This window comes from Umezawaea beigongshangensis, from assembly GCF_016464305.1.
Lineage (GTDB): Bacteria > Actinomycetota > Actinomycetes > Mycobacteriales > Pseudonocardiaceae > Umezawaea_A > Umezawaea_A beigongshangensis.
On the sequence record NZ_JAEIOJ010000002.1, the window covers coordinates 230,998 to 253,324 of the forward strand.

The 22,327-nt window shown below is 73.3% G+C and carries 22 protein-coding genes; 8 read left to right on the forward strand and 14 right to left on the reverse strand.

The window, feature by feature from the left end; genetic code table 11:
- Nucleotides 1-37: 37 nt before the first annotated feature.
- Together IMZ35_RS05610 and IMZ35_RS05615 are read left to right on the forward strand one after the other, a co-directional pair.
- Nucleotides 38-352 carry a hypothetical protein gene (locus tag IMZ35_RS05610; protein ID WP_199439844.1) on the forward strand — a complete coding sequence of 105 codons (315 nt, stop codon included), beginning with the start codon at nt 38-40 and terminating at the stop codon, nt 350-352.
- A 102-nt stretch (nt 353-454) separates the two neighbouring features.
- Entirely contained in the window at nt 455-637 is a 183-nt protein-coding gene (locus tag IMZ35_RS05615) for a hypothetical protein (RefSeq protein ID WP_199439845.1), read from the forward strand.
- 21 nt (nt 638-658) lie between these two features.
- Here the strand turns inward: IMZ35_RS05615 and IMZ35_RS05620 are convergent, their stop codons facing one another.
- From IMZ35_RS05620 to IMZ35_RS05630, 3 genes are all read right to left on the reverse strand, one after another.
- On the reverse strand, nt 659-988 hold the full coding sequence (locus IMZ35_RS05620; protein WP_199439846.1) for a DUF4387 domain-containing protein: 330 nt from the start codon (nt 986-988) through the stop codon (nt 659-661).
- The gene (locus tag IMZ35_RS05625) at nt 981-2,318 is read right to left on the reverse strand and encodes an acyclic terpene utilization AtuA family protein (RefSeq protein ID WP_199440304.1); all 1,338 of its coding nucleotides are present in this window, start codon (nt 2,316-2,318) and stop codon (nt 981-983) included. The genes IMZ35_RS05620 and IMZ35_RS05625 overlap by 8 nt, the downstream gene beginning before the upstream one ends.
- Before the next feature lie 84 nt (nt 2,319-2,402).
- The gene (locus tag IMZ35_RS05630) at nt 2,403-3,683 is read right to left on the reverse strand and encodes an MFS transporter (RefSeq protein WP_199439847.1); all 1,281 of its coding nucleotides are present in this window, start codon (nt 3,681-3,683) and stop codon (nt 2,403-2,405) included.
- Between the two features lie 126 nt (nt 3,684-3,809).
- On the opposite strand from IMZ35_RS05630, the gene IMZ35_RS05635 reads away from it, so the two are divergent.
- Nucleotides 3,810-4,565: a GntR family transcriptional regulator gene (locus tag IMZ35_RS05635; RefSeq protein WP_199439848.1), complete on the forward strand. Its 756-nt coding sequence runs from the start codon at nt 3,810-3,812 to the stop codon at nt 4,563-4,565.
- A gap of 38 nt (nt 4,566-4,603) precedes the next feature.
- On the opposite strand, the gene IMZ35_RS05640 is transcribed toward IMZ35_RS05635, so the two are convergent.
- The 6 genes from IMZ35_RS05640 to IMZ35_RS05665 all read right to left on the reverse strand — a co-directional run bounded on the left by IMZ35_RS05640 (nt 4,604) and on the right by IMZ35_RS05665 (nt 9,877).
- Complete coding sequence (locus IMZ35_RS05640) at nt 4,604-4,801, reverse strand: ferredoxin (RefSeq protein ID WP_199439849.1); 198 nt, start codon at nt 4,799-4,801, stop codon at nt 4,604-4,606.
- Nucleotides 4,798-5,997, reverse strand: coding sequence for a cytochrome P450 (locus tag IMZ35_RS05645; RefSeq protein ID WP_229370813.1), 1,200 nt, complete (start codon nt 5,995-5,997; stop codon nt 4,798-4,800). The genes IMZ35_RS05640 and IMZ35_RS05645 overlap by 4 nt, the downstream gene beginning before the upstream one ends.
- A 60-nt stretch (nt 5,998-6,057) precedes the next feature.
- Nucleotides 6,058-6,903 carry a DUF4097 family beta strand repeat-containing protein gene (locus tag IMZ35_RS05650; protein WP_199439851.1) on the reverse strand — a complete coding sequence of 282 codons (846 nt, stop codon included), beginning with the start codon at nt 6,901-6,903 and terminating at the stop codon, nt 6,058-6,060.
- Nucleotides 6,904-6,962: 59 nt separating this feature from the next.
- Nucleotides 6,963-7,490, reverse strand: coding sequence for a type II toxin -antitoxin system TacA 1-like antitoxin (locus tag IMZ35_RS05655; RefSeq protein WP_199439852.1), 528 nt, complete (start codon nt 7,488-7,490; stop codon nt 6,963-6,965).
- A gap of 126 nt (nt 7,491-7,616) precedes the next feature.
- Nucleotides 7,617-8,135: a hypothetical protein gene (locus tag IMZ35_RS05660; protein ID WP_199439853.1), complete on the reverse strand. Its 519-nt coding sequence runs from the start codon at nt 8,133-8,135 to the stop codon at nt 7,617-7,619.
- Nucleotides 8,136-8,137: 2 nt separating this feature from the next.
- Nucleotides 8,138-9,877 (reverse strand): PHP domain-containing protein, encoded by a 1,740-nt coding sequence (locus IMZ35_RS05665; protein ID WP_199439854.1) that lies wholly within the window; start codon nt 9,875-9,877, stop codon nt 8,138-8,140.
- Nucleotides 9,878-10,148: 271 nt separating this feature from the next.
- Here IMZ35_RS05665 and IMZ35_RS31300 point away from each other — a divergent pair, with 271 nt between their 5' ends.
- The 3 genes from IMZ35_RS31300 to IMZ35_RS31305 all read left to right on the forward strand — a co-directional run bounded on the left by IMZ35_RS31300 (nt 10,149) and on the right by IMZ35_RS31305 (nt 11,470).
- Nucleotides 10,149-10,493 carry a cell division protein SepF gene (locus tag IMZ35_RS31300; protein ID WP_199439855.1) on the forward strand — a complete coding sequence of 115 codons (345 nt, stop codon included), beginning with the start codon at nt 10,149-10,151 and terminating at the stop codon, nt 10,491-10,493.
- A 188-nt stretch (nt 10,494-10,681) separates the two neighbouring features.
- Nucleotides 10,682-11,341 (forward strand): thiaminase II/PqqC family protein, encoded by a 660-nt coding sequence (locus IMZ35_RS05675; protein WP_199439856.1) that lies wholly within the window; start codon nt 10,682-10,684, stop codon nt 11,339-11,341.
- 3 nt (nt 11,342-11,344) lie between these two features.
- Entirely contained in the window at nt 11,345-11,470 is a 126-nt protein-coding gene (locus IMZ35_RS31305) for a hypothetical protein (RefSeq protein ID WP_267877043.1), read from the forward strand.
- A 6-nt stretch (nt 11,471-11,476) separates the two neighbouring features.
- On the opposite strand, the gene IMZ35_RS05680 is transcribed toward IMZ35_RS31305, so the two are convergent.
- Nucleotides 11,477-12,307: a TetR/AcrR family transcriptional regulator gene (locus IMZ35_RS05680; RefSeq protein ID WP_229370815.1), complete on the reverse strand. Its 831-nt coding sequence runs from the start codon at nt 12,305-12,307 to the stop codon at nt 11,477-11,479.
- Between the two features lie 59 nt (nt 12,308-12,366).
- Between IMZ35_RS05680 and IMZ35_RS05685 the strand changes: the two genes are divergently transcribed.
- A complete protein-coding gene (locus IMZ35_RS05685) occupies nt 12,367-13,116 on the forward strand; it encodes a DUF2306 domain-containing protein (protein ID WP_199439857.1) in 750 nt (249 codons plus the stop codon).
- 43 nt (nt 13,117-13,159) lie between these two features.
- Nucleotides 13,160-13,606, forward strand: coding sequence for a GNAT family N-acetyltransferase (locus tag IMZ35_RS05690; protein WP_199439858.1), 447 nt, complete (start codon nt 13,160-13,162; stop codon nt 13,604-13,606).
- Nucleotides 13,607-13,877: 271 nt separating this feature from the next.
- Here IMZ35_RS05690 and IMZ35_RS05695 read toward each other — a convergent pair whose 3' ends face one another.
- From IMZ35_RS05695 to IMZ35_RS05710, 4 genes are all read right to left on the reverse strand, one after another.
- Nucleotides 13,878-14,351 (reverse strand): cupin domain-containing protein, encoded by a 474-nt coding sequence (locus IMZ35_RS05695; RefSeq protein ID WP_199439859.1) that lies wholly within the window; start codon nt 14,349-14,351, stop codon nt 13,878-13,880.
- 107 nt (nt 14,352-14,458) lie between these two features.
- On the reverse strand, nt 14,459-15,367 hold the full coding sequence (locus IMZ35_RS31660) for an AraC family transcriptional regulator (protein ID WP_199439860.1): 909 nt from the start codon (nt 15,365-15,367) through the stop codon (nt 14,459-14,461).
- Between the two features lie 111 nt (nt 15,368-15,478).
- Nucleotides 15,479-17,992: a SpoIIE family protein phosphatase gene (locus IMZ35_RS05705; protein WP_307867785.1), complete on the reverse strand. Its 2,514-nt coding sequence runs from the start codon at nt 17,990-17,992 to the stop codon at nt 15,479-15,481.
- A gap of 19 nt (nt 17,993-18,011) precedes the next feature.
- A complete protein-coding gene (locus IMZ35_RS05710) occupies nt 18,012-22,301 on the reverse strand; it encodes a HAMP domain-containing hybrid sensor histidine kinase/response regulator (RefSeq protein ID WP_199439861.1) in 4,290 nt (1,429 codons plus the stop codon).
- Nucleotides 22,302-22,327 lie beyond the last annotated feature (26 nt).

Below are 22,327 nucleotides of genomic sequence, written 5' to 3' on the forward strand. Positions count from 1 at the left end.
GGTCCCGCCCGTCCTCCGTTCGGCCGGACGGCCGGGAGTGCGACCTCGCCCCTGCGCGGACCGCCACCCCGACGCGGAAGCGGTCCGGGAGGCGGCCCAGACCCTGCTCGGCGACACCGGCGTGGCCGAGAACGCGCGGCGGCTCGCGAGGGCGCACGACGCGCTCGCCGAGGTCGAGCGGCTGGTGCTGGGCCGGGAATCCCGAGCGGCGGCACCGGTGGCCGACCGGTGCCGGTCGCGTCGCGCGATTGCGAGGTGGGACGCCCCGAAGGTGGACCGGCCGGTGCGGATTCCGCACTCTGCGGATCGCCGGGCCACCGGTCGTGGTGAACCGGGCGTCCTGAACGGCTGATGATCGTCGTCTTCGCCGGGAGGGGCGCGGTTCGTGCGCGACGCTCAGCGGGGCCGGTCCCGCCCGGCCGCCCCGCTCCCCGTCGCCCCCCGGAGGTCGTTCGTGCGTCGGACCAGGATCGTCGTCGGGACGATCGCCGCTGTGCTGGCGTGCGCGGCGCTGTCCAGCCTCGACCCGCCACCGGCGTGGCCGGCGGAGGCGGTCGGGCAGCACTCGTCCCGGTCCGGGGACGACGGACCGCTCCGCCCCACCGTCCCCGGACCAGCGGACCCGTTCTCCCGGTAGGGGGCGACGGCGTCGGAGCGGTCACCGGCTCCCGGTGCTCGCGGGCGGAACCAGTGCGGCGAGCGGGACGTGGTGCTGCCCCGCGTGGACGTCGCGGTCCCGCAGGCCGCCCTGGGAGACCGGGCGGGGGAAGGAGATCTTCACGACGTTCAGCGAGGGGATGCGGAAGATCTGCACCCCCTCGGCGGGAACGCCGTACAGGCGGGCGACGACGTCCTCGTCGAGGAAGTCCTCGTCGGCGGCCAGCGCGTACCCGGCCTCGTCGCGCATGAACAGCTCCAGGGTGACCCAGAAGGGCCCCGCGTTCTTGGACCGGACCTCGACGGCGAGGTCTCCCAGCGTGTCAGGCACGGGCTGTGGCCTTTCGGTGCTCGGTGCGGAACATGGCCGTCGGCGTCTCGGAGTCGACGACGTGGTTGAGGACGAACTCGTAGGCGGCACCGCGCTCGGTCTCCGCGGGCGAGAAGGGGAACGCCAGGCTCGGCAGGTGCGGCATGTCGGGCGTGGGCAGGTGCAGCATCAGCGGGTTGGCGATCTTGGCCACCGCGGTGGCCGTCGCCTGGTCGGAGGCGTTGACCAGCAGCATGACGCCGACCTCGCGGGCCGGGCCGGTGGCCGGGTCGAGGTCGCCCAGGATCGCGTTGTGCCCGTAGAGGCGGATGTCGGTGGCGTACTCCTCCTCGGTGAGACCGAGGGTCTGGCTCACCCGCTCGGCGAGCACCCGCCGCAGCAGCGCGGCCCAGTTCTCGACGTCGGCCAGGATGTGCGGGTCGCGGATGCCGGTGAACGACGTGGTCTGGTAGCCGGTGATCCGCGCGCCCTCCAGCTTGATCGTGTGCTGCTCGGCGACCTCGAAGCGGGACCCCTCGACGCGGACCCGCCGGTCGTCGAGGGCGTGGTAGGTGGCCTCGGAGACGTCCACGGTCCCGGCGGGCTCGCGCATCCGGAACGGGTTCACCGTCTCGTAGAGCATGTGCGCGGCCACGGACGTCGGCGTGCACGACACGGCGGGGTCGAGCGGTTCGATCGTGAAGCCGTCGCGGTCGATCGTGACGAACACCCCGCCGGAGCGCGGGTTCGTCGTGCACTGCCCGCCGCACTCGGCGATCTTCGCGGCGTGCCAGACGGGGCCGGGCGGCATCCCCCTCGTGAGCGGGAGCGCCGCGATGACCGCCGTGTCGGTGGCACGCCCGGCCAGGACGACGTCGGCACCGGCGCGCAGTGCGGCCTCGATCGGCTCGTGCCCCATCATCCCGACGACGTGGGTGCAGCTGTCCAGGGTCTCCGGCCGCAGCTCGCCCAGCGGCGGCAGCGGGTGGATCGCGCCCGCGGCGAGCCGCTCCTTCAGGTGCGCGGGGCTCTGCTCGCTGTAGATCCTCGCGACGGAGAGGTCGTGGTTCCGCTCGGCGAGGATCTCCTCGACGATCCCGGCCACCCAGTCCACCCCGCTGTCGGTGCCGCTGGTGCCGCACGAGCCGACGACGAGCGGGACGCCCGCCTCCGCCACGGCCGCGAGCAGGACGCGCAGGTCGCGCGCCACCGCCGCCGCGGTGGTCTTCGCCGTGCCCGAGCCCAGGTAGTGGGGGCCGGAGTCGGTCGAGCCGCCGTCGACGGCGATCACGTCCGCGCCGAGCGCCAGGCCGCGGTCGACCGTCTCCGGGGCGAACCCGGCGCCGAGCATCCCGGCCGGGACCAGGACTCGCACCGAGTTCTCGCTGTCGCTGTTCACATCTCTCCTCGTCGTGGATCGGATGTCGGGGGGGGCTCACAGCACGTCGGCCGCGTCGGCCGGGTTCCGGCGGCGCAGCACGTCGATCCGCAGCACCGCGACGACGGCGAGCGCGGCGAGCAGTGCGGCGTCGAGCAGCATGAAGCGCCAGCCGGTGAGGTCGATCAGCGCGCCGACCGCGGCCGGGCCGAGGAAGCCGCCGCTCGCCCAGCTCACGGTGTAGAGGCCGGTGTAGGTGCCCAGCACCCGCGCGGACGGGGCCAGGTTCCACAGGACCACCGAGGCGTTGATCAGGAACGCGGCCGCGCCGATCGCGCCCAGGCACAGCGCCACCACCGTCGCGACCGGCGTGCGCAGGAACGCGCCCGCGGTCAGCGACACCACGAACACGACCACGCCGAGCGACATCACCCGCAGCCGCCCGACGCGTTCGGACAGCAGCGCGAGGGGGTAGGCGGTGAGCAGGAACGCGATGCCGCCGGGCAGGGTGAGGCTGCCGGCGCTGCCGCGCGACAGCCCCAGCGTCTCCGTGCCGTAGGGCGTGATGAGCGAGCGCGACGCCGCCCAGGCTCCGCCGAACAGCAGGATCGCGAGGAGCACCAGCAGCCGGCTGCGGTTCCGGTCGCGCACGACGTCTCCCACGACGTCGCGCATCCGCGTGGCGGGCGCGGCGCGGCGCTCGGGGTCGGCGTCCTCGGCGACCACCGCCCGGTACGCCGGCGAGGCGCTGTCGCGGACCTTCCAGACGAGGACCGCGGCCGAGAGGAGCATCAGCGCCGAGGGGATCGAGAACGACAGCGTCGGGTGCGAGTCCACGAGGAACGCGCTGATCAGCGCCGAGACGACGATCGTCAGGCTGGAGGCGATCTTCACCGCCGCGCTGGCCCTGCTGCGCCGCTCCGGGCGGACGAAGTCCGGCAGCAGGGACTCCGCGATCGGCTTGAAGCTGTTGGCCACCAGGGCGTAGGTGAGCATCAGGGCCACCAGGGCGGGCAGCGACGACGCGAGCGGGATCGTGGCGAACAGGACCGCCGCGACCGGCATCCCGACGGCCAGGTAGGGGATGCGGCGTCCCCAGCGGGTGCGGGTGTTGTCCGAGCGGTTGCCGATCCACGGCTGCACGACGACGCCGAACAGGTTGTCCATCCCCATCAGCAGCCCGATCAGGACGGCGTCGTCCAGGTGCTCGCGCAGCAGCGGCGGCACCTGGGCGTCGTAGAAGTTCCAGGTCGACTCCTGCGCGAAGACCGCGAGAGCGACGAAGAAGGTGGCGCTGCGTCCTCGCGCTCGCCGAGCGGGTGCGTCGACCGTCGTCATGGAGACCCTCCGTGGAGCCGCGGTCGCTGCGTCGCGCCGCCGCCGGTCGTCACCGTAGAGATGCTATAGCAAAAATGTCAAAGGTTTCTTCGAGCTCTTGCCATGGCACAGCAGTAGGATCAGCGCATGACACGAGGCCCGCTCAGCACACCGAGCGCCGGGACGCTGGCCGATCGCGCCTACCGCGCCGTGCACGACGCCATCGGCTCCGGCGAGCTGCGGCCGGGCGAGAAGATCACCGAGCGCGGTCTCGCCGAACGGCTCTCGGTCAGTCCCACCCCGGTGCGCGAGGCGATCCGGCGGCTGGAGCAGGACGGGCTCGTCGAACGCACCGGGCCCCGCACCGTCGTCGTGGCCACCATCGGCGACACCGCCGTGCAGGACCTCGCCGAGGTGGAGGTCGCGCTGCGCGGCCTGGTCGCCCGGTTCGCGGCCCGCCACGCCACCCCCGCGCAGCTCGACCGGCTGGACGAGATCCTCGACGAGGCCGACGACCTGCTGATCGTCGTCCAGAGGCGCCACGCCGACGGCCGTCCCGTCGAGCGCCAGGTCGCCGCGCTGTTCGACGCGGTGCAGCGCTTCAACGACGCCGTGACCGCCTGCGCGGGCAACCCCGTGCTCGTCCGCCTGCTGGAGCAGACCCGCGTCTTCTCCCGCAGCGAGCGCCGCACCCGGCTGCTCGAACGCGTCGCCGCGGACGACCGGTCCGGCCTCGACCGCTACAGCGGCCACCGCGCGCTCGTGCGCGCCCTGCGCGCGGGCGACTCAGCGGCGGCCGAGCGCATCGTCGCGCAGGACGCGCTCGGCGGCCTGAACACCCTGCGTCAGGAGCCCCGGCAGCCCGTCTCCGCCCTCGGACCGCTGTCGGGCGCCGAGGTCTGAGCCGGGACGGCCTGGCGGTCGCCGGGCGGCGGGCCGACTCACCCCTCCACGACGGTGACGGCCCCCGAGGGACAGGCCGAGGCCGCGTCGCGGGTGATCGCGTGCCGCGACGCCGGAGGCGCGGGGTCGAGCAGGAGGACCAGCCCCTCCTCGTCGTCCTGGTCGAACACCTCCGGCGCGGTCAGCGCGCACATCCCCGCGCCGACGCAGCGCTCGCGGTCCACCCGCACCCTCACGAGACGTCCCAGGCCACGGGGAGCCGCTGCACGCCGAGGATGTCCACGTCGGACCGCAGCGGCACCTCTCCCGGCTCGACGGCCAGGCGCAGACCGGGGAACCGGGCGAACAGCGCGGGCAGGGCGACGCGCATCTCCACCCGTGCCAGCTGCTGTCCGAGGCACTGGTGCACGCCGTGCCCGAAGGCCAGGTGCCCGGTGGCACGCCTGGTCAGGTCGAGCGCGTCGGGGTCCGGGAACCTCGCGGGGTCGCGGTTCGCCGCACCCACCTGGAGCGTGACCGTCTGGCCGGCCCGGACGAGCTGCCCCTCCACCACGACGTCCTCCAGCGCGGCCCGCGTCAGGACCGGGGCGATGCTGAGGTAGCGCAGCAGCTCCTCGACGGCCCGGTCCGGATCGGCGTGCAGCGCGGCCACCTGGCCGGGGTCGCTCAGCAGGGCGAAGGTCCCCAGGGAGAGCATGTTCGACGTCGTGTCCAGCCCGGCTCCCAGCAGCAGGACCGCGATGTTGGTGAGCTCCTCGTCGGTGAGGTCGCCGCTGTCGAGGTCGCCGGACGTCACGTCGCCTCCGACGAGGTCGCCGAGCAGGTCGTCGGTCGGGGTCCGCCGCTTGGCGAGCACCAGCTCGTGCAGGAACCCGCCGATCGCGGCGAACGACGCCATCTGCTGCTCGGCGGTGGCGTTGACGTCGTTGAACGTCGCCGTGTGCTCCAGGAAGAAGGGGCGGTCGGACTCGGGTGCGCCCAGGAGTTCGCAGATCACCAGCGCCGGGACCGGCTGGGCGAACGCGGTCACCAGGTCGGTGGGCGAACCGTTGCGCGCCATCTCCTCCAGGTGCTCGGCGGTGATCTGCTCGACGCGGGCGGTGAGCTGACGCATCCGGCGGACGGTGAACCTGCCGGTGAGCAGACCCCGGTAGCGGGTGTGCTCCGGCGGGTCGACCTTGACGAACATCCCCGGCGGGACCGGCGGCAGCTCTCCACCGGGGATGTGCCGCGGCACCGGCAGGTGCGCGAGTTCGGGCCGCGCGCTGAACCGCGGGTCGGCCAGCACCGCGCGCACCGCGGCGTGGCCGGTGGCCAACCAGCCCACGTGGCCGTCGGGGTAGCGCATCGGGCGCAGCGCCCGCTCGTCGCGCAGCGCCGCCAGCTCCGCGGGAGGGTCGAAGGGACAGCCGGGTGCGCGGGTCGCCGGCATCGTGACAGGTTCGTCGGACGGGTGCATCTGTTCTCCCCCAAGCGGTGTCGGGACGGGTGGTCAGGAGCGGCGGACCGTGATGTCGCCGAACGAGGTGTGCACGCGCACCTCGACGGTCCGGCTCCGCTCGGGCCGTCCCGCGGTCTCCTCCAGCAGGTTGTGCACCCTGCCGTGGGCGGTGTTCAGGTCGAGCCAGGCGGCCGTGTCCTCGCCGATGCCGACCTCGACGTCACCCAGCGAGCTCCTGAGCACGGTGGAGCCGCGGACGACCTCGCCGACCCGGATCGAGCCGTTGGCGCTCCTCGCGTCGATCCCGGCGGCGGCCTCCGCGACGGAGATGTCGCCGTTGGACGCGCGCACCCGCAGCTCACCCGCGACCCTGGCGATCGAGGTGGGGCCGTTGGAGTTCTTGACGACCGCGCCGCCGCCGATCTCGCCGATGCGCAGGGTGCCGGAGGAGGTGGAGACCTCGGCGTCGCCGTCGACGGTGTCCACGACGACGTTGCCGGTGGCCGTGTGCAGGTGCAGCGGTCCGGTGCGGTCGGTCTCGACGTTGCCGGTCCCGGACCTGAGGCGGCACTCGCCGAGCCGTCCGGTGAGGCGGAGGTCTCCCGCCCCCGTGGTGCCGCGGACCTGCGAACCGGTCGGCACGTCGACGCGCACCTCCACCGACCCGCGCTTCCAGACCAGGCCGATCCCGCTCGCTCCGGGTCTCCTGATCAGCAGCTTGCCGTTCTCGTACTCGACGCGCGTCTGCTCCGCGGCCCGCACGTCCCTGGCGTCCCGCTCGTCGCTCGGGCGGACCTCGACGACGGTGTCGGTGCGGTCGCCGGCGGTGACGCGCACGTCCCCGGCGGGGATCTCGACCGTGACGTCGATCGGTTCCGGTGTGTCGAAAGTGGGCATGGCTGTCCCCCGTGACTGTGTCGGTTCGGCGTTTTCCCCGGTGGGAGCGCTGGGTGCGGTTACCGCACCCAGCCGGTGAAGCGCTGCTGACCGCGCTTGCCGCTGCCGCCCGGTTCCGGGGTCCGCTGGCGGTCCGGCTGCTGGAGCGCGGCCGACGCGGCCCGCACGAGCCACGCGTTGACCGAGCGACCCTCCGCCGTCGCGGCCTCCTCGATCGCGGACTTGAGCTGCTCCGAGAGGCGGACGTTGATCCGGGTGGTGGCACCCTCGTCGAACGCCGGCACCTCGTCGGTCCGCACCGGCCCGACGGTCGTCTCCGCCGCGCCGTCGGCGGACCGCTCGGCAGGTGGTGGCGTCACCACGAAGTCCGGATCGCGGCCGCGCAGGCGCAGCTCGACCGAGCCGGGCGCGAGGTCCAGGGTGATCTCGTCCGCGGCGGCGGACAGCGTCTCCAGCAGCGTCAGCCGGATCGCGGACTCCAGTGCTCCGCTCAGGCGCTCGACCAGTGCGCGGGCGTCGTCACCACCGGTCTCGGCCAGCAGCGCCAATTCGCGCCCGAGGTTGTCGACGTACGTGCTCAGGTCCATGACAGAACTATGGCGCACTCGTGGCACCAATGCAAGCCGCAACGGTGCCACCATGGCACCTCGACGGCTCAGCGATGACCGGACGCGCCCTCGCACGTGGTGCCGGGCGGCCCCGCCACCGAGACCTCAGTGCCCCCCGCAGCACTGGTGCGGGTCGGCGATCTCCACCGGCCGCAGCACTCCCCCGGCACCCGGTTCCACGAGCAGGACGAGCCGTCCGTCGAGGAACACCGGCCGCAGGAAGTCGCGGGTGTCGACCGGGGCGTCCCGCTCGACGCGGACTCCGACGCCCAGCACCTCGTCCACCGCCGACTCCGCGGGGATCGCCGCGGCCGGCACCACGCCGCTGAGCGCGTCCTGGCCGGGGAAGCGCACGCAGCGCGCACCGGCGGCGACCGGGTCCACCGCGCACGGCCGGCCGTCCAGCAGCGCGGTGAACGCGGCGGGGTCCCCGCCCGGAGCGGTGGTCCTGGCGAACACCGCCGTCGCCGTGACGGTTCGCGAGCGGTCGACCCCGGTGCACACGAGGTCGGCGACGAGCCCGCTGCGGTCCACCGCCGACAGCACCGCGGCGTCCAGGTGGGCCGCGGTGCCGTCGGCGAAGCGGGGTCCCGCGACGGCCGCGACCCACCTGACGTCCGCCATCGTCAGACGACGTCCACGAACACCGGGTTGGCGTAGAACCACAGGTCGGCCCACGGGTCCGCGTCCCCGCCGATGTCCATCACCGGCCCGCCGTCCGCGGTGAGGCGGTTGCCGTCGCTGCCGCGCACGCGCAGGTAGAAGGCGTGGTCGACCGCCCGGAAGGTGTGGGTGAACTTCGCCTTCCGCGCGCCGCGGGCCACCTCGAAGGTCTGCACGACCGACGTGCCGGGCGCGCTCAGCGCGTCCCGGTCGGCCGACGGCCCGGTGATCGGGCCCGCCACGAGGTCGACCTTGGCGAGCTTCGGCACGGCGCCGTTGTGGTTGGGGCCGCCCGCGAGGGTCACCTCGATCGTGACCTCGACGTCCCCGCCGCGGCGGACCCACGTCCGGCCACCGGTGGTGACGCCGCGCCGGTCGCCCTCGGACAGGGCGCGCACCCGCACGTCCACCGCGTCGACGAGACGACCGTGCACAGCGATGATCTTGCCCGCCTGCAGGCCCCGCATGACGTCCACGTACGAGCGCGAGGAGGCGCCGACCACGGTGCTGCTGTAGTAGCCGGGCCAGAAGTCGCCGAACCCCGTCTGGGGCACGCCGGTGTCCACGGGCGCGCCCCGGCTGCCGGTCGTGGTGTGGTCCTGCCCGCCTTGCACGAACGTGTCGCGGAAGACCTGGTGGCTGTCGGAGGTCGCGGTGATCCACCACGGCCTGCCCTCGGCCAGCAGGGAGTCCCACAGACCGCCCACCTTCGCCGCCGCCCAGTCGAAGCCGCCGTAGGTGCGGTAGGGGTTCTCCGCCGCGGTCGGGGCGTAGCCGGGGAAGCTGTCCACGCCGGGCGAGGAGTCGTAGTAGCCGCGCGCGCCACCGCGTCCTCCCGCGGCGGCCGGGATGCCCGCCGCCTGGTGGCCGGGTGCGCCCTCCATGCCCACCGCCACGCCGGGCGCGGCGTCGCGCCAGCCGCGCATCTCGTGCGGGCTGTCCACACCGCGCCGCGACGGGTGGTTGGCGAACATCAGGGCCAGCTCGGTGCGCCCGGCGAGGACCTGGGCCTCCAGGTAGCGCAGTGCGGCCAGCGCGTACGGCTCGCCGTCGGCGGAGGTGGAGCGGGAGAGCAGGCCGCGACCGCCCTGCTCGACCGACGTCGACAGCACTCCGCCGTCGTAGGCGGCCTCGAAGGCGCGGAGGACCTCGACGGCGTCGCGCCCCGGCGGCACGAACACCGTGGCGTGCTCCGCGCCGGGGATGTTCCACTCCACGCCCTGGTAGACCAGCACGTCCCGGTGCGCGCGCCGGGCGCGTTCGACGTCCGGCGCTGTCTGGTCGATGGAGAACTTCTGGTGGGTCACCCCGCCGTGGTCGGTGATCACGACCCAGTCCAGGCCGTACTGCCGCGCCCTCGCGACCTGGGTGGCGATCTCGTACTGCCCGTCCGAGGAGTACTGGGTGTGGATGTGGTGGTCACCCGCCAGCCACTGCCCGCGCGGCTCCCAGGGGTTCGTCGGCCGCTGCCGCGCCGCCGCGGAGTCGTCGGCGGCGGCCGTTGCGGCGAGCGGTCCCGCCACCGCGGCGGCTCCGGCCGCGACCCCCACACCCGCGAGGAAGCGGCGGCGTGCCACGGACAGCGGCCGGTCGTCCTCCTGGTCCCGCCAGCTCCCCTCGACGGCTCCGCCGCCGTCCTCGTGGTGCTCGTGCTCGTGGTGACCGTGCTCGTGGTGGTGGTCGTGCTCGTGGCCGTGGCTCATGGGGGCTCACCGTTCGACGACGCGACAGGGCGGTGGGCGCGCTTGCGCACGACCGCGGAGAAGTGTCGTCGGCCGCGGGCACGCCCGTCCCCCCGGCGGGGTGAACACACGCTGAACGCTCGACGATCACCAGGACGGCACCGCGCCGGGCGCGGACGTCCCGGAGGTGGTGTCGCACCCCAGGACGGCGGGGCGCACGCGCTACCGTTTTCCCATCGGTGGAGCTTCTCCGGGAAGACGGTCGGCGCACCGCGAGGACCGGGGGGTTCGTGTGGCGGCTCGCAGGCCCGGCGACCGGTTCCACCCGGACGACGTGCTGCTCGGCTTCGACGACCGGCCTTCCGACGAGGACCGGGACGGTCACGCGCCGCCGGAGCAGGACCTCCAGATCGCCATCGTCAAGGTCCGCGACTTCCGGGACGTGCGGATGATCGGCGAGCACTACCGCCAGAAGATGCCCGTGGTCGTCGACCTGGCCGACCTGGACGTCGCGGAGGCCAAGCGGGTGGTGGACTTCGTGGCCGGAGCGGTCTTCGGCAGCCGGGGGGACGTCGAACGGCTGTCCGGCCGGGTCTTCCTCATGCTGCCGCCCCGCACCACCGTCTTCAGGATCTGACGCGGCCGGACCGGGACGGCTGTCACACCGCCGCCCGCCGAGCTCGGCGACGCCGGGCACGTCGACCCGACGGCCGGTTCCGGCCCGTGGCCCGCGGGCGAGGAGCTGCACCGGGACCTGCTCGCCGACACCGGCGGCCGAGGCGCGAATCCGTCCCCGCGAGCGTTCCGCTGCTCTACCGTGGTCGGGTGCGGAACACGCGAGCGGCGGAACTGGTGGAACGGGCGCGCGAGGACCTGGCACCGGCGGAGAACCGCCTGGTGGCGCTGGTGGAGTCCGGGGACGCCGGGCTCGACGCCGTGGGCGCGCTCGCGGCGGAGCAGCAGCGGGTGATCCGCAGCGACTGGCGGACGTTCCTGCACCTCGCCGGATCGGCGCGGGACGCGTCCGCCCGCACGTTCTTCACCTCCTACGCGCAGGGCGAGGCCGTGGCGCTCGACGCGCTGGAGCCGCTGGCGAGGGCGTGCGGGTGGGACGCGGACCGCGTCGCCGCGCACCGGCCGCAGCCGGGCTGTCAGGCATACCCTGCGTTCCTGTCGTGGCTGTCGGCGCAGCGCGACACCGCCGACGCGCTGCTCGCGGTGCTGGTGAACTTTCCCGCCTGGGGCGGGTACTGCGCCCGCCTGTCCACCGCCCTGCGTGCGCGGCACGGCTTCGGCGACGCGGCGTGCGCGTTCTTCGACTTCTTCGCCACCCCCGTGCCCGAGCTGGAGGAGCTGGCGCTGACCGCGGTGCAGAACGCGCTCGACTCCGGCTGGGACCCCGCCGAGGGCCTGGAGTGCGGTCGCCTGCTCCAGGGCTACGAGATCATGTTCTGGGACACCCTGGCCGATCGCACGACGGCCTGAGCCGTGTCCGCACGGGTGAGCCCGCGCGGGATCACGGCCGAGAACCGCGCCGCGGTGTGCGCGCTGCGCGTCCGGCCTGCGCGGGAGCGCTTCGTCGCCCCGGTGACCGCGTCGCTCGCCGAGCGCTGAGACCGGTCAGCCGTCCCGGCTGGTCCGCGCGGCCGTCCAGGACTCGACGCCGTCCAGGAACCGGTCCACGCCGAAGCTCAGCTCGGCGGGCAGCACGCCGTCCGGCCGCCGGTGGCCGAGGTCGTCACCGGCGATCTCGGCGGCGTGCACGGCCGCCAGGGCGGGATAGCCGTCCGGGTCGACGACCTCGGCCAGCGCCCGCGCCAGTTCAACCCCGTCGCGCGGGAACTCCCCGTCGGTCCCGCGCGCGGTGCTCATGTCCGCGCTGATCTGCGCGGTGCCGCGCACGACCGCGGTCAGGTGCAGGGCCGCCGCTCTCGCCTCGCCGCCGACCAGCCCGGCCGCCAGCAGGGGCTGGAGCAGGCGGTCGAGCCACGCGAGCTGGTTGGGCCCCACCGGCGCGTGGTCGAGCGGGACGCGCAGCAGCCAGGGACGGGCCTGGAAACCGGCCCACAGCGCACCGGCCCAGCGCCGGACCGCCTCCCGGAAGTCCGTCTCGCCGCCGAGCTCCGGCGGTCGTCCCGCCGCGACGTCGGCCACCACCTCCAGCAGCAGGTCCTTGCTCGGGATGTGGTTGTAGATGGACATGGTCGAGTAGCCGAGCTCGGCGGCGATCCGCTGCATCGACAGCGCTTCCAGGCCGTCGGCGTCCGCGATCTCGACGGCGGCGTGCGCGATCCGCTCCACGGTGAGCCGCGGCCGGGGGCCGCGCTGCCCCCTGGCGCCCCCCTCCCAGAGCAGTGTGAGGCTGCGCCGGAGGTCAGCGCCCTTGCCGTCTCGTGTCGCCATCGCCGTCCCGTCCGTGTCGTCGCCCCATTCTAAAACTATGTACGTCATACGTTTATTATGTATGGTCTACACAGTTCTTGCTCGCGACCTCATCCGAACGGACTCCCATGACCTCGACGACGACCGCGCCTCCTCCGGCTCCCCCGCGCAGCGCGCCGGTCTGGTGGCGTCGCCCCTGGATCGCCCCGCTGCTGATGGTGGTCACGGCGTTCCTGCTCTTCTCCGTGCCGCCCTACCTGACCCTCGACCCGTCCCTGTCCCGCCTGCCGGCGCCGGAGGGCAACTCCCTCTACCACCCGCTGCTCGTCGCGCACGTCCTCTTCGGCACCGTCGCCATGACGACCGCCTGCTTCCAGATCTGGCCCGCGTTCCGCACGCGCCACAAGCACGGCCACCGGATCACCGGGCGGATCTACGTCTTCGCCGGTGTGCTGCCCGCCGGGCTGCTCGGCCTCTACATCGGCTGGCACACCGCGGCCGGGCCCTCCGTGCGGGTGGCCAACCTCGTGGGCTCGGCGCTGTGGCTCCTGGTCACGCTCGTCGCGTTCCGAGCGGCCCGCCAGCGCCGCTTCGGCGATCACCGCCGCTGGATGTCGCGCAGCTTCGCGCTCACCATGTCCATCGTGCTGAGCCGGGTCGTCAACGTCGTGGCCACGATCGTGCTCACGCCGCAGGTGGACACCACCTTCGGCGGCAGCGAGGAGATGATGCGGTACAGCGCCGCGAGCATCGGCGTCTGGCTCAGCCCCCTGGTCCTGCTGCTGATCACCGACTGGCTGCTGGACCGCCGCAAGCCCGCCGCCCGCCGCCCAGCCGACCCCGGTGCCGGCGCACGGGTTCGGGCGACGAACGCCTGATCGGCGGCTTCCCGGCGGCCGGACCCGGGTAGGGTCGGGTGTCGTGACCGAGGTGATCGTCCGCGAGGCGGAACCCGCCGACGCGGCGCGCGCGACGGACCTGCTGCACCAGCTGGGGTACCCCGGCAACTCCGAGGACGACGTCCGGCTCCGCCTGCGGCGCTGGGCGGAACTGCCCGCGAGCACGGTGCTCGTCGCCCTCGTCGACGGCCGCGTGGAGGGCCTCGTGGCCGTCGCGACGATCCCCCGGTTCGAGCGGGACGGGATGATCGGCCGGGTCGTCGCGCTGGTGGTCTCCGAGCGATGCCGGGGCACCGGAACCGGCAAGCGCCTGCTGCGGGCGGCTGAGGGGTACGCCGCGGAGCGGGGCTGCGACGCCGTGGAGATCAGCAGTTCGCGGCACCGGACCGGGGCGCACGCCTTCTACCGCGCCCTCGGCTACACCGACCGGTGCGAGCGGTCCGCGAGCTTCGTCAGGACGTTCGGGTAGACCGGCGCCGCCGGCGGCGGAGTGCGCGGTGGGGGGCACGCCCGCGCGGGCGGAGGGCCTGGTCCTGCGCTGTCCGCGCCGGCGGCCCTCCCCGCCGCCTCCACGCCCGCGACCAGGGGGTCCGGCGCGTGCCGGTCCCCCGGCGACCTGCTGCGCACCGCGCCGCGAGTGCTCACGGGGGTGGCGCGCCACGGCGATCCGGAGCCCGCGCGCACGACGCCGTTCCGCCCGTGACTCCGGCGCCCGGCGCGAGGACCACCGGAGCGGCCGGTCAGTCGAACGTGTAGTGGTACTTCGACGCCAGCGCGCCCATCGCCCGCACGTCCGCGTCGTTCAACGGTGGCCCCACCACGCCCCGCTCACCCGGTGTTCCGATCTCGGCGAACATTCCGTCCATTCCGCCGGGCGTGTAGAGGAAGTACATCCGCGCCGGCTTCGTGGAACTGAGGTTCGTGAACGAGTGGGTGGTGCCCTTCGGCACGTACACGACCCCGCCCGGTTCCACCTCGTACTTCTCCTCGCCCGCGGTGACGACCAGGTTCCCCTCCAGGAGGACGAACGTCTCCGACTCGCGCAGGTGCGTGTGCGGCGGCGGGCCGGCGTTCACCGGCACGATCGCCTCCACCAGCGACAACTCACCGCTGGTCTGCGCCGCGTCGAGCAACGTGGTGTAGGTGTCGCCCACCAGGAACACCGGCGTTCCTCCCGTGGGCGGGACGTGCACGGGAAAGGTCCCGATCGACATCTCTTCGTTCCTCTCCGACGTTCCCGGAAGTCCTCCGGACCCGCGACGCTACGAGCGGAATTCGCCGGAAAGGGCTGCGCACCACGTCGGCTACCCGTTCTTCCGCGTCATTCTGCACGACCTCCCGGCTCACCGGTCCGGTCGTGACGAGAATTGCGCGACTCGTGACGGATGTTGTCGAGAGCACGCTGCGCGTCCTTCCTGCACCGCGTCGGGGTCGTGCCGAAGTGCCGGTGGAACGTCCTGGAGAAGTGCTCAGGACTGGGGAACCCGCACCGGCGCGCCACCTCGGCGACCGGGTCGGCGCCCGTTTCGAGCAGGTGCCGCGCGAGGTCCATCCGCAGACCGAGCAGGTACCGGTGGGGCGTCGTCCCCGTGGCTTCCGTGAACAGGCGCAGGAACCGGAACCGGTCGTGCGGCGTGCGGGCCGCCATGTCCCGCAGGGTGATCGGCTCGGCGACGTGGGCGCGCAGGTGGGCCAGGACACCGGCGATCCCGTCGCCGTCACCGGTGGCGCCACCGGTCACGCGCTCGTGGCTCTCCACCAGGTGGGCGACCAGGTAGCGGGCCGCGGCCTCCGCGTACCCGCCGCCGGCGCCCGACCGCCACGCGTCGAGGACCGTCGCCACCACGGCCGTCACCACCGGATCGGGCCTGCCCACCGCCTCCAGCGCGCCCACGTCCACAGCGGACCCGCCTGGCCGCGACCGCGCGTACTCGGCGAAGAACTCGTCCGGGACGGTGACGAGAGCGAGGTCCACCGGTCCGCTCCGCGGTCGGTAGCCGATGACGCGGTCGACCCCGGGCGGGGTCACGCAGATCTGGTCGGGCCGGTAGACCCCGTGCTCCCCGGCGGGAACGGCGGCGTCACCCAGGACGAGGGGCCCGCCGAGGTGCAGCCCGAGCCGGACCCCGCGCGGCGCGGGCAGGTGCACGGCGCGCACGGCGTCCCGCACGGTGACGACCTCGACGTGCAGGGCGGTCCACGCGCTGTTCGGCGGTGTGGTGGCGATCATCGTGCGAGGGTGGCGCACCGGCGCGGCCCGGTGGCCGGGAGCGTCGTCCCGGAAGCGGTCCACGCAGGTTCTTCTTCCTCCGCTGCCACGACCGGTCGCCGCCGGTGGGGATCAGCGCACCTCGACCCCCACCACGCAGGTGTCGTCGTCGGTGTCGGAGTCGGTGTGGGTCAGCAGGTGGTCGAGCCTGGCCTCCAGACCGCCGGAGGACGCCGCGGAACTGGTGAGCAGCCGGTCGATGCAGTCGTCCAGCGGCAGGTCCCGGCGTTCGACGAGGCCGTCGGTGTAGAACAGCAGCACGTCGCCCTCCTCCAACTGGACCTGGCTCTCGTCGTAGTCGCTGTCGGTCAGCACGCCCAGCATCAGCCCGCGCGGTGTCGGCAGGGCGGTCGCCTCTCCCCGGCGGACCAGGACGGGCGGGAGGTGCCCGGCCCTGGCCCAGGTGAGGGTGCGCGTGGGCGGGTCGAACAGGCCGCAGATCGCCGTGGCGAGGACGTTGTCGGCCAGGTGGCGGGCGACGAGGTTGAGCCACGCCAGCAGTTGCGCCGGGCCCGCGCCGGTGGCCGCGAGACCGCGCAGGGCGTTGCGCAGCACGACCATGCCGGTGGCGGCGCCGACGCCGTGCCCGGTGATGTCGCCGACCGAGATCAGGACCTGGTTCGACGGCAGGACCACGGCGTCGTACCAGTCACCGCCGACCAGGTGCTCCTTCTCCGCCGGGCGGTAGCGCACGGCGATGCGCAGCCCCGGCGCGTCCACCGGCGCCTCGGTGGGCGGCATGATGGCGTGCTGGAGCTGGAGGGCGAGCCGGTTGTGCTCGGCCGCCTGCTGCTCGGTGTGGGCGAGCTGGTCGCGGGTGGCCGCCAGCGCGACCTCGGTCCAGTGCTGGGCCGAGATGTCCTGGTAGGCGCCGCGCACCGACAGGAGCCGGTTGGTCGCGTCGACGACGGGTTCGGCGATGACGCGGATGTGGCGCAGGATGCCGTCGGCACGCCGCAGCCGGAACGCGGTGCTGGCGGGCCGCCGCAGGTGCAGCAGGGTGCGCAGGAACCGGTCGATCGTGCCGGAGTCGTCGGGGTGGGCGTGCTCGGCGAGGTGCTGCACGGACACCGGGGCCGCGGTCTGGGACAGCCCGTAGAGCGAGAACAGCTCGCCGTTCCAGGTGATCTCCTGCGTGAGCAGGTTCTCCTCGAACCCGCCGACGCGCCCGAGCCGCTGAGCGTGCTGCAACAGGTTCGCCAGCCGGGTCGTCTCGTCGTGCACCCGCCACAGCAGGAGCAGTTCCCCGCCGTGCCTGCTGATGCTGATGCTGGCGGTGACGGTGAGCGGCACCTGGTCGACCAGGGTGGCCAGCGTCATCCGTTCGGCGCGGAAGGGCTCACCGGTGGCGTGGACGCGTTCGAGCTCGTCGATCAGTCCGCTGTGGGCCACCAGCGGGTAGGCCTCCAGCAGGGTCGCACCCACGACGTCCTCGCGGGTGCGGTCGGCGAGGTCGGTGAAGTGCGGGTTGGCGTGGTGGACGCGGAAGTCCACGGGGGTGCCGCGTCCGTCCAGCTCGGGGCGCAGCACCATCGCCGGGTCGAGCAGCCCGTCCACGAGGTCCACCAGTTCGGTCAGCGCGTGGTCGGTCGCCGTGCGGGGTTCCGACTCGGCCCGCAGGACCGGCCGGTTCTCCAGGGTGTGCGAGCACAGCTCGGCCAGCGCCTCGACCTGCCGCTGGATCTGCGGTGTCCGCGGAGGTGGCACGTGCGGCCAGCAGATCTCCAGGACGCCGAGGATGCGGCCACCGGTGCCGGCGGGCAGCACCACCCGGCCACCCGGCACCTCCCGGTGCGCCACGGACGGCAGACCGGTGCTGACCACGTCGTCGAACCAGACCGGCGCCCGGTCGACGAGGGCGCGGCGCGCGGAGGTGACGACACCGGGCGGGACGTGCCGCCAGCGCGTCGCCTCCGTCTCGCTGAACCCCGCGTGCCCGGCCAGGTCGAGAGAACCGTCGGAGGCCGCCGCCCACACCGCGACCGCGGTCGCGCCCAGCGGGGCCAGCGCGTGCTGGAGCAGCGCCTCCGCCACCGCCTGCGTGTCGCTCGCCCCCAGCACACCGCTCTCGGTGGTGCGCAACCGGACCACCGCCGAGGACACCGTCCCCGAGTTCCCGGTCCCGGTGCGCACGTGGTCCACGAAGGCGCTGGCCGCCTCGGCGAGCTGGTCGTGCGACGCCTGGTCCACGATCTCCGCCGCCAGCTCCAGCTGCGTCACCCCCGCGCGCTCGGCGAGTTCGGCGAGCTGCTTGGCGGCCCTGGTGGGGCCGCAGCGCAGCCGCTCCACCAGCACGCCCTTCGCCAGCTCGATCAGCGCGCGCCCGTCCGCCGTCGCCTGCGCCTCCCGCACCCTGCGGCTGAGCCGCTCGACGGTCGCGGCCAGTCTGTCCAGGTTGGACCGCATGCTGGTGTGGACGTCCGGCACCTCCGCGAGCGCGCTGAAGGTCGAGTCGTCGTCGGAGAAGTCCGTCGACAACGCCCCGCCCTCCTCCGGGAGCGGCGTCGGCACGAGCCCGGCCGGTGGCTGTCCGGCGCGCTCGTCCCCCGGCGCGATCACCGCCCGCTCCTCGTCACCCGGTCCCACGACCGGCACGTCTCCCGCGTCACCGGTTCAACCACCCGCGGATGCGGCCGATCAGCTCGTCGGCGTCGAGCGGCTTGGTGACGTAGTCGTCCGCGCCGGAGGCCAGGCTCTTCTCCCGGTCGCCCGGCATCGCCTTGGCCGTCACCGCGACGACGGGCAACCGGCTGTGCTCCGGCATGGCCCGGATCGCCGCGGTCGCGCTGTAGCCGTCCATCTCCGGCATCATCACGTCCATCAGGACGAGGTCGACCTCGGGGTGCGCGCAGAGCGTGTCGATGCCCTCCCGGCCGTTCTCCGCGTGCAGCACCGTCATCCCGTGCAGTTCCAGGACACCGGTCAGGGCGAACACGTTGCGGGCGTCGTCGTCCACGACGAGCACGGTGCGTCCGATCAGCTCGCTGTCCGGCTCGGGCGCGGGGCGCGCGGCCGGGGCGTCCCGGCGCACGAGGGGGAGCACGTCTCCCGGCTGCTCGGCGTTGAGGTGCAGGGCGATGCGCTCGCGCAGTTCGTCCAGACCCGTCAGCAGCTCCAGCGGCCGGTCCTGCGCGCGGGTCTGCAAGCGCTGCTCCTGCTCCGCGTCGAGTCGCCGGTTGTTGTGGGCCAGCACGGGAATGGTGCGCAGAGCCGGGTCCTCGTCCACCACGTCGAGGAAGCGCAGGGCCGCGGCGTCGGGCATGTCCAGCTCCAGCACGATGCAGTGGCACGCCTCGACGGCGAGCGCGGCGGCGGCCTGCTCGATCCCGACGGCGGTCACGACCTCGACCGGCCCGCGCGGGTCCGTCGCGTCCCCGCTGGTCGCGAGGTCCGCGGTGGCGCTCTCGGCGACCAGCGACAGCAGGCCGCGCGGACGCTCCTCGACCACCAGCAGGCGGCGGCGCTGCTGCGGCGGCGCGGTGATGAGCAGCCGCTCGTCGGCGGAGCCGGCGCCCTCGACGACGATCTGCTCGTCGGCGGTGCGCTGGATCGTCGCCGCCTCCTCGAAGTCCGGCCGCGCCACCGGGAGGTAGAGGGTGAAGGTGCTGCCCGTGCCCACGGTGCTGCGCGCGGTGATCGCGCCGCCGAGCAGGTAGGCGATCTCACGGCTGATCGACAGCCCCAGGCCGGTGCCGCCGTACTTGCGGCTGGTCGTGCCGTCGGCCTGCTGGAAGGCGCCGAAGATGGACTCCAGCTGCTGCTCGGCGATGCCGATGCCGGTGTCGACGACCCGGAAGGCGATGGCCGGGCCGTGGTGGTGCACCGCCGCGGGCAGGTCGGCGGAGTCCGCGGGCTCGACGCGCAGCTCGACCCTGCCGTTCTCGGTGAACTTCACGGCGTTGGAGAGCAGGTTGCTCAGCACCTGCCGCAGCCGCGAGTCGTCGGTGAGCAGGTCCATCGGGGCCCCCGGCGCGGTGACGACGCGGAAGCTCAGGCCCTTCTGCGTGGTCATCGGCCTGAACGTCGCCTCGACGTAGTCGAGCAGGTGGCGCAGCGTGACGCGCTCGGGGCTGATGTCCATCTTCCCCGCCTCCACCTTGGACAGGTCGAGGATGTCGTTGATGAGCTGGAGCAGGTCCGATCCGGCGGAGTGGATGATGCCCGCGTACTCCACCTGCTTGGGCGTCAGGTTCCGGGTCGGGTTCTGGGCCAGCAGCTGCGCGAGGATGAGCAGGCTGTTGAGCGGGGTGCGCAGCTCGTGGCTCATGTTGGCCAGGAACTCCGACTTGTACTTGGAGGCCAGGGACAGCTGCTGGGCGCGGGTCTCCAGCTCCTGCCGCGCCTGCTCGATCTCCAGGTTCTTCGTCTCGATGTCGCGGTTCTGGCTCGCGAGCAGGGCCGCCTTCTCCTCCAGCTCGGCGTTGGACAGCTGGAGCTCCTCCTGGCGGACCTGGAGCTCTCCGGAGCGCGCCTGGAGCTCGGCGGCGAGGCGCTGGGACTCCTCCAGCAGCTCGTCGGTGCGGGCGTTGGCGATGATCGTGTTGACGTTGACCCCGATGCTCTCCATGAGCTGTTCGAGGAAGTCGGTGTGGATGTCGGTGAAGTGGTGGACCGAGGCCAGCTCGATGACGCCGAGCACCTGGTCCTCCACCACGATCGGCAGCACCAGGAGGCTGGTGGGCGCGGTGCTGCCCAGGCCGGAGGAGATGGTCGCGTAGCCGGGCGGCAGGTCGTCCACGGCGATGATCCTGCGGTTGCGCGCGGCCTGCCCGACCAGCGACTGCCCCGGCCGGAAGCTCGTGACGGCCTGGTCGGGGCCGCCCTCGTCGGCGTGGCCGTAGGAGGCGATGCGGCGCAGCGCCGGGCTGTCGGCGCCGTCGTCGGTCAGGTAGAACGCGCCGTACTGCGCCGACACCAGCGGCACCAGCTCGTCCATGATCAGCTCCGCGACGACGGCGAGGTCGCGGTGCCCCTGCATCAGGCCGGAGATGCGCGCCAGGTTCGACTTGAGCCAGTCCTGGTCCCGGTTGGCCCTGGTGGTCTCGCGCAGCGACCCCACCATCGAGTTGATGTTGTCCTTGAGCTCCGCGACCTCGCCGGAGGCCTCGACGGTGATGGAGCGGGTGAGGTCGCCCTCGGCGACCGCGCTGGTCACCTCGGCGATCGCGCGCACCTGGCGGGTCAGGTTCCCGGCGAGTTCGTTGACGTTCTCCGTCAGCCGCTTCCAGGTGCCGGACACGCCCTCGACCTCGGCCTGGCCGCCGAGGCGTCCCTCGCTGCCGACCTCCCTGGCCACGCGGGTCACCTCGGCGGCGAACGCCGAGAGCTGGTCGACCATCGTGTTGATGGTGGTCTTGAGCTCCAGGATCTCGCCGCGCGCGTCCACGTCGATCTTGCGCGTCAGGTCGCCCTGCGCCACGGCGGTGGTCACCTGCGCGATGTTGCGCACCTGGTTGGTGAGGTTGTTGGCCATGAAGTTGACGTTGTCGGTCAGGTCCTTCCACGTGCCCGCCACGTTGGGCACCCTGGCCTGGCCGCCGAGGATGCCCTCGGTGCCCACCTCGCGGGCCACGCGCGTCACCTCGTCGGCGAACGCCGAGAGGGTGTCGACCATCGTGTTGATCACGCCGGCCAGCGCGGCGACCTCGCCCTTGGCCTCGACGGTGATCTTCTGCGACAGGTCGCCGCGCGCCACCGCCGTGGCCACCTGCGCGATCGAGCGCACCTGGCCGGTCAGGTTGGAGGCCATGACGTTGACGTTGTCGGTCAGGTCCTTCCAGGTGCCCGACACGCCCCGCACGGTGGCCTGGCCGCCGAGGTTGCCCTCCGTGCCGACCTCGCGGGACACGCGGGTGACCTCGTCGGCGAACGCCGAGAGCTGGTCGACCATCGTGTTGATGGTCTCCTTCAGCTCCAGGATCTCCCCGCGCGCGTCGACCCGGATCTTCTGCGACAGGTCGCCGCGCGCCACCGCCGTGGTCACCTGGGCGATGGAGCGCACCTGGGCGGTCAGGTTGTCGCCCATGACGTTGACCGACTCGGTCAGGTCCTTCCAGGTGCCCGACACGCCCTTCACGTCGGCCTGACCGCCGAGTCGTCCCTCGGTGCCGACCTCGCGCGCCACGCGGGTCACCTCGCCGGCGAACGCCGAGAGCTGGTCGACCATCGTGTTGATGGTCTCCTTCAGCTCCAGGATCTCCCCGCGCGCGTCCACGTCGATCTTCTGCGACAGGTCGCCGCGCGCCACCGCCGTGGCCACCTGCGCGATCGAGCGCACCTGGGCGGTCAGGTTCCCGGCCATCGAGTTCACCGACGCGGTGAGGTCGCGCCACGTGCCCGACACGCCCTTCACGTCGGCCTGACCACCGAGGATGCCCTCGGTGCCGACCTCGCGGGCCATGCGGGTCACCTCGTCGCCGAACGCCGAGAGCTGGTCGACCATCGTGTTGATGGTGTTCTTCAGCTCCAGGATCTCGCCGCGCGCGTCGACGGTGATCTTCTGCGACAGGTCGCCGCGGGCCACCGCCGTCGCCACCTGCGCGATGTCGCGCACCTGGCTGGTGAGGTTGCCCGCCATGGCGTTCACCGAGTCGGTCAGGTCCTCCCAGGTGCCCGACACCCCCGGCACCTCGGCCTGGCCGCCGAGCCTGCCCTCGGTGCCGACCTCGCGGGCCACCCTGGTGACCTCCGAGGTGAACAGCGACAGCTGGTCGACCATGCCGTTGAAGACCGTGGCGATCTCACCGAGCAGGCCGTCGCCGTCGTCCGGCAGCCGGGTGCCGAAGTCTCCGTCGCGGACGGCCGTCAGCCCCGCGAGCAGACGACGCAGCTCCAACTGGTCGCTCCCGTCACCGCGGACGACCGTCTGCGCACCGTCGAGCTCGGTGTCGTGCATGTCCACCCTCGTTCCACTCCCGGCCT

What these genes read in the sequence shown, in the direction of transcription:
- IMZ35_RS05625 (WP_199440304.1), bottom strand. Translation starts at nt 2,318, where the DNA reads ATGCTCGGCGCCGGGTTCGCCCCGGAGACGGTCGACCGCGGCCTGGCG.
- IMZ35_RS05630 (WP_199439847.1), bottom strand. Translation starts at nt 3,683, where the DNA reads ATGACGACGGTCGACGCACCCGCTCGGCGAGCGCGAGGACGCAGCGCC.
- IMZ35_RS05635 (WP_199439848.1), top strand. Translation starts at nt 3,810, where the DNA reads ATGACACGAGGCCCGCTCAGCACACCGAGCGCCGGGACGCTGGCCGAT.
- IMZ35_RS05645 (WP_229370813.1), bottom strand. Translation starts at nt 5,997, where the DNA reads ATGCCGGCGACCCGCGCACCCGGCTGTCCCTTCGACCCTCCCGCGGAG.
- IMZ35_RS05650 (WP_199439851.1), bottom strand. Translation starts at nt 6,903, where the DNA reads ATGCCCACTTTCGACACACCGGAACCGATCGACGTCACGGTCGAGATC.
- IMZ35_RS05655 (WP_199439852.1), bottom strand. Translation starts at nt 7,490, where the DNA reads ATGGACCTGAGCACGTACGTCGACAACCTCGGGCGCGAATTGGCGCTG.
- IMZ35_RS05660 (WP_199439853.1), bottom strand. Translation starts at nt 8,135, where the DNA reads ATGGCGGACGTCAGGTGGGTCGCGGCCGTCGCGGGACCCCGCTTCGCC.
- IMZ35_RS05665 (WP_199439854.1), bottom strand. Translation starts at nt 9,877, where the DNA reads ATGAGCCACGGCCACGAGCACGACCACCACCACGAGCACGGTCACCAC.
- IMZ35_RS05680 (WP_229370815.1), bottom strand. Translation starts at nt 12,307, where the DNA reads ATGACGTACATAGTTTTAGAATGGGGCGACGACACGGACGGGACGGCG.
- IMZ35_RS05685 (WP_199439857.1), top strand. Translation starts at nt 12,367, where the DNA reads ATGACCTCGACGACGACCGCGCCTCCTCCGGCTCCCCCGCGCAGCGCG.
- IMZ35_RS05695 (WP_199439859.1), bottom strand. Translation starts at nt 14,351, where the DNA reads ATGTCGATCGGGACCTTTCCCGTGCACGTCCCGCCCACGGGAGGAACG.
- IMZ35_RS31660 (WP_199439860.1), bottom strand. Translation starts at nt 15,367, where the DNA reads ATGATCGCCACCACACCGCCGAACAGCGCGTGGACCGCCCTGCACGTC.
- IMZ35_RS05710 (WP_199439861.1), bottom strand. Translation starts at nt 22,301, where the DNA reads ATGCACGACACCGAGCTCGACGGTGCGCAGACGGTCGTCCGCGGTGAC.